General features: G+C 70.7%; 9 protein-coding genes. All 9 read right to left on the bottom strand.

Annotation, left to right across the window (positions count from 1 at the left end):
• Positions 1–1287: helix-turn-helix domain-containing protein (locus ACY45C_RS05965; RefSeq protein ID WP_462186647.1), on the bottom strand; the 1287-nt coding region annotated here is incomplete at its 3' end.
• Between the two features lie 178 nt (positions 1288–1465).
• Positions 1466–2554 carry a DUF3616 domain-containing protein gene (locus ACY45C_RS05960; RefSeq protein WP_462186646.1) on the bottom strand — a complete coding sequence of 363 codons (1089 nt, stop codon included), beginning with the start codon at positions 2552–2554 and terminating at the stop codon, positions 1466–1468.
• Between the two features lie 351 nt (positions 2555–2905).
• Complete coding sequence (locus ACY45C_RS05955; protein ID WP_462186645.1) at positions 2906–4327, bottom strand: NAD(P)(+) transhydrogenase (Re/Si-specific) subunit beta; 1422 nt, start codon at positions 4325–4327, stop codon at positions 2906–2908.
• On the bottom strand, positions 4324–4686 hold the full coding sequence (locus tag ACY45C_RS05950) for an NAD(P) transhydrogenase subunit alpha part 2 (protein ID WP_462186644.1): 363 nt from the start codon (positions 4684–4686) through the stop codon (positions 4324–4326). The genes ACY45C_RS05955 and ACY45C_RS05950 overlap by 4 nt, the downstream gene beginning before the upstream one ends.
• 4 nt (positions 4687–4690) lie before the next feature.
• The gene (locus tag ACY45C_RS05945; protein ID WP_462186643.1) at positions 4691–5893 is read right to left on the bottom strand and encodes an NAD(P) transhydrogenase subunit alpha; all 1203 of its coding nucleotides are present in this window, start codon (positions 5891–5893) and stop codon (positions 4691–4693) included.
• 97 nt (positions 5894–5990) lie between these two features.
• Entirely contained in the window at positions 5991–7001 is a 1011-nt protein-coding gene (locus tag ACY45C_RS05940; RefSeq protein ID WP_462186642.1) for a zinc-dependent alcohol dehydrogenase, read from the bottom strand.
• Between the two features lie 70 nt (positions 7002–7071).
• The gene (locus tag ACY45C_RS05935) at positions 7072–8592 is read right to left on the bottom strand and encodes an aldehyde dehydrogenase family protein (RefSeq protein WP_462186641.1); all 1521 of its coding nucleotides are present in this window, start codon (positions 8590–8592) and stop codon (positions 7072–7074) included.
• A 331-nt stretch (positions 8593–8923) separates the two neighbouring features.
• Entirely contained in the window at positions 8924–9601 is a 678-nt protein-coding gene (locus ACY45C_RS05930; RefSeq protein ID WP_462186655.1) for an AMIN-like domain-containing (lipo)protein, read from the bottom strand.
• A gap of 161 nt (positions 9602–9762) precedes the next feature.
• Complete coding sequence (locus ACY45C_RS05925; RefSeq protein WP_462186640.1) at positions 9763–12888, bottom strand: ADP-ribosylglycohydrolase family protein; 3126 nt, start codon at positions 12886–12888, stop codon at positions 9763–9765.
• Positions 12889–13117 lie beyond the last annotated feature (229 nt).

The raw sequence follows: 13117 nt of genomic DNA, 5'->3' as shown, positions 1-13117 counted from the left end.
CGCGTGTTCATAGTCGGCGTAGGTCCGCGGGACCGCCGGTCCACCGAGTCCGGCCGGCATTCGCCGCGCCTCGGCGAGGTACTGGCCCGCCAGGGCGAGTGCCAGGGGCAGCCCGCCGAGCCGGCGGCCGAGGCTCTCGGCCGCGGCGAGCGGACCCGGCTCGGCCCCGGTCAGGTCGCGCAGCGCCAGCCCGGCGTCCGCCGCGTTCAGGGGGCCGAGCGGGTGCAGGCGCAGCCAGGACCGGGCGGTCCCGCCGACGGGCGACGGGCCCTCCCAGTCCAGCCGGCTGCGCGTCGTCACCACGACCATTCCGTGGGGGTGGGTGACCGGCCGCAGCCATCCGGTGCCGTCGAGCACGTCGCCGCCGGGTGGGGCCAGGTCGCCGGCCGGATCGTCGGCGTTGTCGAGGATCAGCAGCCACGGCCGTCCGCTGTCCGCCAGCAGCCGCCAGACCAGGTCGGACAGGCTGCCCGTGCACAGCTGGTGGCGGGTCGCGCCGAGCTCCACGGCCAGCGCGGTCATGCCGGCGCGCACCGCGCCGGGCCCCGTGGCGCTGATCCACCAGGTCCGCACCCGTCGTTCGAGCGCGGTGCGGGCGAGCGCGAGGGCGACCGTGCTCTTGCCCACGCCGCCGAGCCCGTGCAGCACGTGGACCCGTGCCCCGTCGGCGTCGGGCCGAACGCCCTTTGGTCCAGGGGCATCCGAGCCAGGGGCATCCGAGCCAGGGATGTCCGAGCCAGGGATGTCCGGTTCGGGGACGTCCGGTCGAGGGACGTCAGGCCGGGGGAGGACCGGCCCGTTACCGGCGTCGGATCCGGTGACCGCGTGCCTGCGTCCGGCGGGGAGCTGCCCGGCCAGCAGGTCGAGCAGGCCGTCTCGACCGCGGATCGCGGGCAGGTGGGTGAGCCGCTGGACCGGCGGCCTGATCGTGACCGCCGTCGACGGGTCCTGTCCGGTGCCGATCCGGTCCCCGGTGCCGATCCGGTCGCCGCCAGGGTCCGCGCGACCGTGAGCTCCGCGCCGGACCCGACGCCACGTCTCGACCCAGTGGCGGATCTCGTCGGGGTCGTCCACCCGGCAGGCCCGCAGCATGTTCTCGACGAGGTTCGCCGACCTGAGGCCGGGGAGATGGGAGCCACCGAAGTAACCGCCGACCGTGCTGGCCGGCACGTTGACGGCGCGCGCCACCTCCCGCACGCTCAACCCCGCGCGCTCGCGCACGATGGTCAGTGCACGGCCGAAATCCGCGTTGGTGGTGATGGCGTCCAGGTCGACCTCGTCGTACACGTGCGTCCCTTGAGCGGCGGCGAGCGGCAGCGATGAGCAGGACGGAACGTCATCCCGTGGGCATATCCTCCGCGGCTATTCTCCGGCGGATCGCCCGACCGTCCAGAGGTTTTCCCGTCCGGTCTCCGATCCGTCCCCCGTTTCCGTCACGCAAGGTCCCACCGCGGGTGCGTGACGTTCAGCCCGGTGGCAGCGGGACGACGTCGGCGAGGATCTCGTGACGGTGCGGGCGTCGGCGTGCGGCCGGGCTGTCGTGGACGACAAGGAGCGATGACGGGTCGCCGGGCATCAGGGCGATCCCCTCCGGATGGTCGTCGCCCTCGCCGACGGGCAGGTCCAGGATGCGTTCGATCGCCTCGTCGGTGACCACGACGCTCGTGGGGGCCTGCGCGGCCCCGCGCCAGCGGTAGATCCGCACCGGGCCGTCGAGGTCCATCGTCGGGCCGGCGAGGAGCAGGAGGTCATCGCCGGAGGCGAGGAGGTCGCGCACCCCCAGCCCGTCGAGGTCGAGGAAGTGCTTGCGATACCGGCCGTCCCCGTCGATCGGCGCGAGGAGGAGGTCCTGGCCGTCTCCCTCGGTGAGACGCAGTTCCAGGACCACGGCCCAGCCCCGCAGCACCGGCCCCCGCAGCCCCAGGTAGATCCGTTCACCGACGACGGCCAGGCCCTCGACGTCCAGCCCGTTGTCCTTGCTCGGGATCTTGAGGAAGCGGTCGAGATGGTCGTCGTCCTTGAGCGCCTTCGTCAACCGGGTGGGCTTGGACAGTCCGAGCGCCGCCGCGGTCAGCCTGCCGCCGCCGGGCGAGGCCGGGTCGGGTGCGCTCGCGACCAGGGTCGGCAGGCCGCGGACCCGCATCACCGGGATGCGCCCGAGCAGGTAGCGGTTGGCGTTGCTGCTCACCTTCGCCAGCCGGGCCAGGGCCTGCTCGGTCGCGTGCTGGGGCCGGACCCGCTTGCGGGCCAGGCTGTGCGACCCGACGAACCACAGATAGTCGCCATGCCGGTCCATGCCCTCGAGGTCGATCTCGAGCTGGGTGCCGTCGTCCGCGGGCTCCTCCGGCAGGGGAAGGAGGTCCGCGACGGAGAAGCTGACGTGATCGGCGAAGCCGTCGCCGGCCGGCGACAGGGTCGTCCGTTCGATCGTGACCGTCTCGTCACCGGCGAGCCAGAGGCACCGGCCGTCCCCCTTCAGGGTGGACAACGACTCGGCGACGTCGACCACCCCGGCGCCGTCGGCGAACCGGATCGGAATCGTCTTCGCGGTCATCGGTGCCTCATCCTGCGTCGTTCCCGCACCCTGCGTCGTTCCCGCGCTCGCCACTCCTCGTCCCCCCGCCGGTTCGCCCCGGGTTTCTCCGCCGGTTGCTCCGAAGCGGCCCTTCCAGGAATCCCCACCGCCGACCGGAGCGTAGTGCCGGCCCGGCGCTTATCCGGGTGGGTGTCCAGGACCCGATAGGTGGTCCCGATCCTGCGAGCGTCAGCGCCGCTTACACCTTCCGTCGCGTCGGGCAGGCCCCCACGTGCAGCCAGGATCGCTCAGGGTACGGCCTGGTGAACCATCTGCCAAGAGACCGAGCAGCATCATCGGACCGCCGGGGAGGACGGACCGCCGGGGAGGTCAGTGCACGAGTGTCTTCATGGCGGCGGTGAGCGCGCTCAGGCCGGCTTTCGCGTCGTTGAAGAGCATTCCGGTCTTCGGGTCGGTGTACAGCTCGTTGTCGATGCCGGCGTAGCCGTGGCCCATGGAGCGTTTGATGACGATGACGCTCTTCGCCTGGTCGACGTCGAGGATCGGCATACCGGAGATCGCGTTGCCGGGACGGCGGGCCGCCGGGTTGGTCACGTCGTTGGCGCCGACGACCAGGGCGACATCGGCCTGCGCGAACTCGGGGTTGACCTCGGCCAGTTCCTTCATCTGCGGATAGGGAACGTGCGCCTCGGCCAGCAGCACGTTCATGTGGCCCGGCATTCTGCCGGCGACCGGGTGGATCGCGTAGCAGACGTCCACCCCGTGCTGCGTGAGCAGGTCGGCGAGCTCGACGACTTCATGCTGGGCCCGCGCCGCCGCAAGCCCGTAGCCGGGCACGATAATGACCTTCGACGCGTACGCCAGCTGCAGGGCCGCGTCGTCCGCCGCGACCGACCGCACGGGGGCCGCGGCCGCCGCGCCGGCGTTTCCGGTCGAGTCCGCGGTGCCGAAACCACCGACGATGATGGCCGGGATCGACCGGTTCATCGCCTCGGCCATCAGCACGGTGAGGATGGTGCCGGACGCCCCCACCAGCGCGCCCGCGATAACGAGAACGGTGCTGTCAAGCACGAAACCGGCCATCGCCACGGCCGTCCCGGTGAACGCGTTCAGCAGCGAGATCACCACCGGCATGTCCGCGCCGCCGATCGGCAGCACCATCGTCACGCCTAAGCCCAGCGCGGCGGCCGCGACGATCGACAGCGCGATCGTCCCACCGTGACCAGTGACGATCGCCGCCACGCCGGTCACGGCGACCGCGGCCAGCGCGGCGTTCAGCAGTCGGGCGCCGCGGAACAGCACCGGCGCGCCACTGATCAGGCCCTGCAGCTTGCCAGCGGCCACCAGCGAGCCGGAGAAGGTCACCGCGCCGATGACGGCGTCGAGGCCGACGGTCACGGTGGTCTGACCGGAGGCCCCGGCCAGCCCGGCCGCGCCGCCCAACCGCACCACCTCGGCGAACGCGACGAGCGCCGCCGCGCCGCCGCCGACCGCGTTGAACACGCTGACCAGCTGCGGCATCGCGGTCATCCGCACGGTCCGCGCCGCGTACAGGCCGGCGCCGGATCCCAGGAGCACGCCGATGATCAGGACGATGAGGCCGGTAGTGGTGATGACGCCGTCCCGGGCCAGCAGCCCGACGGCGCTCCCGACGGCCGCCACCATCCCGGCCGCGGACAGCTGGTTGCCCCGGCGGGCAGCCGCGGGCGAGTTCATCAGGTGCAGGCCGAGGACGAAGCAGCTCGCCGCGGCCAGGAACAGCAGGCGGATCGCCGTGTCCGAGCCGCTCATGACCGCTCACTCCCCCCTGCCGGCTGGCTCCCCCTTGCCGGCTGGTTCCGCTCCGCGAGCCGGCTTCGCTCCGCGGCCGGGCGCCGGTGGAACATCTCCAGCATCCGGTCCGTCACCACGTAGCCGCCCACCACGTTCATCGCGGCGAACGCGGCGGCGAAGAACACCAGGACGTAGCCCAGCGGGGTGTGCGCCGTCGCGGCGACCAGCATCGCGCCGACGACGACGATGCCGTGGATCGCGTTCGCGCCGGACATCAACGGTGTATGCAAGGTGGACGGCACCTTGCTGATGACCTCGAACCCGACCAGCAGGCTCAGGACGAGGACGGTCAGGTTGGTGACCAACGTCTCGGTCATGTCCTCACGCTCCAGACTGGCTTTCCGCGGAGCCGCCGGCCAGCAGGGCGGCGGTGGCGGGGTGGACGACCCGGCCGGCGTGGGTGATGACGACCCCGGCCTGAATCTCGTCGGCGGTGTCGATGGTGAGTGCGCCGTCGTGGACCAGATGGCCCAGCAACGCGGCAACGTTGCGGGCATAGGCGGCCGACGCCGCGGCCGGCATCAGGGCCGGCAGGTTGCCGGCGCCGATCACGGTGACGCCACCCGCGGTGACCACCGTCTCATCCGGCACGGAGATCTCCACATTGCCCCCGAGGGGGCTCGCGGCGAGATCCACGACGACCGACCCGGGCCGCATCGTTTTGACCGCCTCCTCCGTCACGAGCAGCGGTGGCCGGCGGCCGGGAACCTGAGCGGTGGTGATGACGACGTCGTGGCGGGCGACGGCGGCAGCCAGCGCCTCCTGCTGGCCCGCCAGTTCCTCGGCGGTCAGCGCCCGGGCATAGCCACCCTGACCCGCTCCGCCGGCCACCCCGCCCAGATCGGGCTCACCCAGGTCGGGCTCACCCAGGTCGAGGAAACTCGCACCGAGCGAGGTCACCTCGCCCCGCGCCTCCGGGCGGATGTCATAACCGCGGACGACCGCGCCGAGCCGGTGGGCCGTGCCGATCGCGGCCAGCCCGGCCACGCCCGCGCCGAGTACCAGCACCTCGGCGGGCCGGGCCGTACCGGCCGCCGTCATCAGCAGCGGGAAATAACGCGGGTAGGCGTCGGCGGCGACCAGCACCGCCTTGTACCCAGCCACATTCGCCTGAGAGGTCAGCGCGTCCATGGACTGGGCCCGGCTCAGCGTCCGCGGCAGCCCGTCGAGGCTCACCGCGGTCACCCCCGCCCCGGCCAGCTGCGCCATCACCTGCGGCTGCAGCAACGGCACCAGCAGCCCTACCAGGGTCTGCCCGCCGCGCAGCAACGCGCGCGTCTGCGGGTCCGGGAGGCTGACCGACACCACCACGTCTGCCCGCGCGAACAGGTCGCGCCGCGCGACGACGGTGGCGCCGGCCTCGGCATAGGCGCCGTCGGGAAACCACGCGCCACGTCCGGCTCCGGTCTCGACGAGCACGTCGAGACCGGAGCCGACCAATCGGCCCACGACTTCCGGAACCATGGCCACCCGACGCTCGCCGGGCGCGGTCTCCATGGCCACGCCCACAGTAAGCGGACTCATGGTCTTTCCCCCTTTCGGGATTCTCCTCGTGTTCTCTTCCCCGTTGGGGCGGGGATGAGGACCGATGGCCGTGCGGGCCGGGTCGGAACGGGCCAGATCAGAACTCGAACACCAGCCGGGCCGGGACCCTGCTGTCCAGGACCTCGTCCATGCAGGCGTTGACGTCGTCCAACTTCCGGCCGGAAGCGATCACCCTGGTCCGGCCGGCCGCGTGCAGCCGGAACACCTCGGCCAGATCGTTGCGGGTGCCGACGATCGATCCCTTGACCGTGATCCCCTTCAGGACCGTGTCGAAGATCGGGATGGACATCGTGCCATCCGCCGGCAGGGCCACGCAGACCAGCCGGCCGCCGCGCCGCAGCGACGCAAACGCCTGCTCGAACGAACGGGGCGACGCGGCGAGCGCGACCGCCACGTCGGCGCCGCCCAGCCGCTGGATGGCCTCGACCGGGTCGGCGGTCCGCGCGTTCACCACGTGGTCGGCGCCCAGTTCGGTGGCCAGCTCCAGCTTGGCCTCGGTGACGTCGACCCCGACGGTGAAACCACCCGCGATGCGGGCGTACTGCAACGCCAGGTGGCCCAGCCCGCCGATGCCGAACACGGCCACCGTCTCGGCCGGGGTCACCCCGGCTACCTTGACGGCCTTGTAGGTGGTCACGCCGGCGCAGGTCAGCGGCGCGGCGTCGAACGACGGCACATCGCCGGGCACCGGCACCGCGTAGTCCGCGTCGGCCACCGCGTACTCGGCGAACGCACCGTCGATCGAGTAGCCGCTGTTGCGCTGGCTCTCGCACAGCGTCTCCCAGCCGCCGACGCAGTAGCGGCAGCGCCCGCAGGCATGACCGAGCCACGGGATCGCGACCCGGTCGCCGGTCGCGCGCCTGGTCACCCCGGCGCCCACCGCCTCGACCACGCCGACGCCCTCGTGACCCGGGACGAACGGGGGAGTCGGCTTCACCGGCCAGTCACCGCGCGCCGCGTGGATGTCGGTGTGGCACAGGCCGCTGGCCTCCATCCGCACCAGGATCTGCCCCGGCCCCGGCACCGGGACGTCCCGGTCCTCGATACGCAACGGTGCCCGGAAATCGGTGACAACTGCTGCCTTCATAACATCCTCCAGTCAGGGGAATTGTCGGTGGGAAATGCCAATGGAATCTGAAACCCTGGAATCCGAGACCCTAGAACAGGCCGAGCGCGTTCTCGTCGTAGCTGACCAGCATGTTCTTGGTCTGGCTGTAGTGCTCCAGCATCATCCGGTGGTTTTCGCGGCCGATGCCGGACACCTTGTATCCGCCGAACGCCGCGCCCGCCGGATACTGGTGGTAGCAGTTGACCCAGACCCGGCCGGCCTTGATGCCCCGGCCCATCCGGAACTGGCGGGCACCGTCCCGCGTCCACACGCCGGCACCGAGCCCGTAAGGCGTGTCGTTGGCGATGGCCAACGCCTCGGCCTCGTCCTTGAAGGTGGTGACAGCCAGTACCGGGCCGAAGATCTCCTCCTGGAAGACCCGCATCTTGTTGTGGCCCTTCAGCAGCGTCGGCTCGAAGAAGTAGCCGTTCGCGAACTCTCCGGCCAGCTGCGTCCGGTGCCCACCGGCCAGGAGTTCGGCGCCCTCAGCCAGGCCGATGTCCACGTAGGAGCCGATCTTTGACAGCTGCTGCGCGGAGACCTGCGGGCCCAGCATCGTCGCCGGGTCCAACGGGTTGCCCTGCTGGATCAGGCCGACCCGTTCCAGCGCCCGCGCCATGAACTCGTCGTAGATCGACTCCTGGATCAGCGCCCGGGACGGGCAGGTGCACACCTCGCCCTTGTTGAACGCATACAGCACCAGCCCCTCGACCGCCTTGTTCAGATAGGCGTCGTCGGCGGCCAGGACGTCCTCGAAGAAGATGTTCGGGGACTTCCCGCCCAGCTCCAGGGTGACCGGGATGATGTTCTGCGCCGCGTACTGCATCATCAGCCGGCCGGTCGTGGTCTCACCGGTGAAGCCGATCTTCGCGATCTTCGGGCTGGTGGCCAGGGCCCTGCCGACCTCGGCGCCGGGCCCGTTGACGATGTTGACGATGCCGGGCGGGATGACGTCCTGAATCACCTCGGCGAGCTTGAGGATCGACCACGGCGTCGGTGACGCCGGCTTGATCACCGAGCAGTTACCCGCGGCCAGCGCGGGCGCCAGCTTCCACGCCGCCATCAGCAGCGGGAAGTTGAAGGGGATGATCTGCCCGACCACCCCGAGCGGCTCGTGGAAGTGATAGGCGTAGGTCTTGCCGTCGATCTCGGAGATCGACCCCTCCAGGGTGCGCGCCGCCGCGGCGAAGTACCGGAAGTGGTCGGCGGCCAGCGGGATGTCGGCAGCCAGCGTCTCCCGCACCGGCTTGCCGTTCTCCCAGCTCTCCGTGACCGCGAGCATCTCCCGGTTGGCGTCGATCGCATCCGCCACCGCGGTCAGCACCTCGGCCCGCTCCGCCGGGGACGCGGCGGCCCAGGAGCCGGCGGCGGCGTGCGCTGCGTCCAGGGCGTCCTCGACATCCTCCGCCGCCGACCGCGGTATTTCACAGATCGGCTGCGCCGTGGCCGGGCTAAGGTTGGTCGAATATTTACCGGCCCGCGGCGGCAGCCACTTTCCGCCGATGAAGTTCTCGTACCGGTCCGTAACATGGACGATACTGCCTGGTTTTCCAGGTGGGACGTACGTCATGACAGCCTCCCGGTCTCCACAGGGCGGGCACGCCTTCCGACGTGCCCCGACCGGCACGTATGTTTCTCTGCCGAGGCCAAGCATCCCATATCGCGCCAGTCCTGACAGCGGGTGCGGAAGGTCCTGACCCCCGATGCCGAACGGGCCGTTCCCGGGCCAGTGCCGGGCAGCCTAAGTTGATCATGCTGTTGTGCTGGGTTTTCGGGGTGCGGCGCGGTGTGGCTCGATGACCGGCGACGGCAAAGAGGGAACTGCCCGCGCCAGGGAAGCGCGACAGGTCACGGGCCGAGGCCGGCCGGCAGACCTCGCCGGCAGACTTCACCGGCAGACCTCAGGCGGCGAGGTCGATCACCACACGCGACGGGTTCGACAGTTCGAGCACCCGGAAGCCGACCCGATCGTCGACCCCCAGGCCGAAATGGACGTATCCCTCGTAGTCGCCGGTCATCCGATACTGGACAAGCGCGGGAAGCCCGCCGCCGGCCTGCGGTGTGCGCAGCGTCGACCTGCCGGTCTCATCGTGGGCCACGGCCGGGAACAACACCACTTCCAGGAACGCCTGCCCCCGGAGCGGGACCGCAACGCCCTCGCCTGGCGACAGCACCTCGGCCACGTAACGCACCTCGTAGCCAGGGATCTGCCCTTGGAGCTCGATCGTCAGCCGATCGAAAGCCATCCCGCCGGCGACGTTGTGCGCGCTGCGCACTGCGACGACCGTCGCGTTACCGTACAGCGGATGCTCGACGCGGCGCGGTTCGCTCGACCAGACCGGCTCCCGCGGCGTCGCGGTTGTGGAAGGCGACGTCACCACCGGTCCACCCGGCGAGCGGGAGGACACGGACGGAGAAGGCGCCGGCGAGGTGCCGGACACCGATGGCTTCGACGTGGTGATGTCGGTGGAGCCGCCGCCACCGGCACCGCCGCCACATCCCAGCAGCACGAGCAGCGCGCCCGCCAGCAGCGCCACCGCCCCGATCCATCGCCGGCCCGTTGTTATCCGCACCTTCATGTAACTCACCTCGCCGCCCAGCTCACCTCGCCGTCCCGGGTGGCCGAAAGGGACCTTCGGCAGGGGGACGGTCGGGTTAACGTCCCCCCGAGCAGGTGAGCCGGAAGCACCACGGAGCGCCGGCACGGCTCGAACCGATGGGAGATCTGATGTGCGTGAGCTCAGCTCCCGGGGTAGCGGGTGGACCAGGCCGGGGTGGCCGCGCCGGAGGCGTCGGAGACGGTCGCGGTGTTCTCGATCTCGGTTACCAGATCGTCCGCGACCTGCCCGACCAGCTCATAGCCCGCCAGCTCCTTCAGCCAGGCTGCCGGCAGTGCCGGCTCACCCAGGGCGGCGCCAACGAGGTTCCCGCAGATCGCGCCGGTCGAGTCGCTGTCGCCGGAGTGGTTGACCGCCGCGAGCAGCGCCGTCTGCGGATCGTCGGGCGCCGCCACCGCGCAGTACACCGCGATCGCCAGCGCCTCCTCGGCGACCCAGCCGGCGTCCAGCGATTCCACGCGTTCCGCTGTGGGCGCACCGTCCGCTGCCGTTCCGAGAGCCGCCCGCAGAGCTCTGGCCACTTCCTTGCCGTCGCGTTCGGCCGACAGGCGGCCGAGGGCCGATGCGGTGGCCTGGGTGATGCTCGCGCCGTCCACCATCGCGGCGACGATCCACGCGAACGCGCCTGCGGCGAGGTACCCGGAGGGATGACCGTGGGTGAACACGGCGCATTCGACCGCATGGTCAAAGGAGGTTTCCGGGCCCCGCTGGAGCAGCCCGAACGGGGCCGAGCGCATCACCGCCCCGCACCCCTTGCTGTCGGGGTTCGCCGGCCGCGCGAGCGTGCCCGTCTCGGGGCGCCCCAGCCCGGACAGGCAGGCGTTCCCCGGAGCGCGCCGGGCATACATCAGCTGCTGCGCCGCCAACCAGCCGTCCATCTCCCCGGCGGCCGGACCGGTCCGCCGCTGCGTCGTGAGCCAACGCTGGTAGGCGCGCCACAGCACCGCGGGCGGATCGGCGATGCCCCGGGAGCGGCTGCGGACCGAGGCCCGGATCAGACCCTCCACGGTAAACAGCGTCATCTGGGTGTCATCTGTAAACGGAGCGTGTACCCCGTAGGCGGCCGTGAGGCCGATGACCCCCGCCGTCCCGTACTCCCGTCGGATCTCGTCAAGCGACTGGAATTCGATTGCCGCACCGAGCGCGTCTCCCAACGCCCCGCCCAGCAGGCAGCCCCGGACCCGGTCCTGGTAGGAGAGGCCGGAGTTCGCATCGTCCGTGGGCGCCGCCGCACGCCGCTCTGATGGCCACAGGCTGACCGCGAGCCCCACGGCGGACCGAGCGGCCGGGGCGGCCAACAGACGTTCTTTGGTTCCGGCGGCGGCTCCCTGGCTCTCTTCCGGGGCTTCGAGTTCGGCGGCGGCGGCGAGTTCGGCGGCGGTCATGCGTTGGCGGGCCAGTGCCCGGCCCGACCTGCTGAGAATGACACCCTCGGCGGCCAGGATCTCCCGTGGATCGTCGGTGCGTTCCGGATCGGGCCAGCGGAAGTCCGGGGAGATGGAACCGTTCAGGAGCAGGACGCGGTGGGCGTTGGAGATCCGGGCGCTGGCCAGCTTGGCTCCCACCGCGACGGCGTGGGACCCGATCACCTCCGCGACGTCGGAGTAACTGGTCCAGCGGCCGGGTGGGATCGCAGCCAGTACCCGGATCATCAGGGTCCATCGCTGGTCCTGGGGTGGCGGGACCACGGACTCGTCCGGGCCGGGCCAGATCTTCACGATCCGCTCGGCGAGCGCCCGGCCGCGATTTTGGATCTCCTCCCGACCCCACCTGTCCTGACCGGCGATTTCTCGGTTCATCGCCAGCCCGCTGTCGGCCAGCAGCTTCTTCTTCTCGGTGAACTCGTGGTCGGCGAGTTTCGGATTGTAGGCGGTGAGCGTCAGATTGCCCAGAGTATGGACGAGCCTGCGGTGCAGCTCGTCGCGCGTCTCACCCTCGTGGGCATCGGCGTCGAGAACCGCTTTCCATCCCGGTCTCGACAATGACTGGGGGAGGATGTGTTCAACCGTCAGCTTCACGCCCCAGTCGACCGGTTCGAGATGCTCGTAGTCCTCTTCCAGGCCGCGCAACACATAGGTGCGCTGAGGGCCGCGCCCGGTCCAGTAGAAGGGATTGAGCAGGACGGCTTCCTTCACAAGCTGATCGGTCGGGAACTTCTTACGCGGGCCGGAGAGAACCCGCGTGATCGCGGCGGCGGTCGGCGTCTGGTCGCCGAGCTCCTTGACGAGCGACATGAGGATGCGGTTGCTGTTGGCGCTCGCGATGCCGACCAGCATCCGCCGCACCAGGTAGCTCTCCACCACCCGGAGTGCCGCGGCGGCCTCGGTGGCGTCGAGACGGTCATTCGCATGCGCGATCAGCACGTGTAGGACGGTCGGCCGGACGACGTCCGCCCCCCCACCGGCGCAGCCGGTGTAGGGCCTGCCGCAGGACCGGGTCCTCCTCCCGGTCCGGATCGAGAATCCGGCTGAACAGCAGGTCCGCCTGGGTGAGCCGGCGGCCGGTGTGGTTGAGCGAGATGCGGTAGACGTCGTCGTCGACATGCGCGCGATCTCCACGATTGCGAGCTGACCGACCATGGTCTGCTCGATCAGTGCTGCATCCAGCGGGTCGTCGGCGTCGCGCAACGCGGCGAGTTCCTTGCGGAAGAACTGGTATGCGTCGCCAATCCCGGCCCGGCCTCCTGCCTCCGGCGACCGCTCGACGAGAGCGGTCCAGGCGGTCCGGTCGGCTCGCGTCGGTAGCAGAGTGTAACGTTCGGTTCCGGCCGCGTACCTGTTCATGAGGTACAGATCGTCGATCTTCGCCGCGAGCATCTGATCGTCATCTCGGACATGATCGCGGATCGCGCAGAGCAGGATGCTCAGCGCCGTCAGCCGTTGCTGACCGTCCACCACCAGCCAGATCGCCACTCCGGCTGGCGTCGTCGACGGGCTCGGCGCGAGAACCAGCGAACCCAGGAAGTGCGTTGCCGCTGGACCGGCGGCGGCCACGCTCGTGATGTCGGCCCAGAGTTGCCGCAGGTTGGCGCGTTCCCAGCTGTAGGGGCGTTGATACAACGGGACGACATACTGGCACTGACCCTGGAGGAGTTCACCCAGAGTAGTTTCGTTCGCCTTCGCTGTCGCTCTCCGCCCTGCCTGTTTAGCCGAATCCGAACCGTTTTGCCACTCACCGTCGGAAAAGACTATCGGAGGCGACGGATCCGCCCACCGGGTCCGTGCCTGGCCGTCGCCGCGGGCCGGCATGAGAAACTGGCGGCCGCGGACGAATCCCCATACCCCAGGTCAGCGCGGTGCCTGTTCCTCCCGTGGCGCGCCCGATCCCGGCCGGGTCCGGCGAGGACCGGCCAGGTGCCCACGGCGCTGCGGCGCCACGGCGTGCCGAGCGGTGTTGATCGGCCCCGGACCGATTCGGTTGAGGATGGTCCGGTCGAGGCATGAGTGGGACGGGACCGGTCCGGCGTGCTGGAGGGGG

It is taken from the genome of Frankia sp. CcWB2 (genome assembly GCF_977927585.1).
Note: the sequence above shows the minus strand (reverse complement) of the source record. Positions and strands in the feature narration are given on the sequence as shown.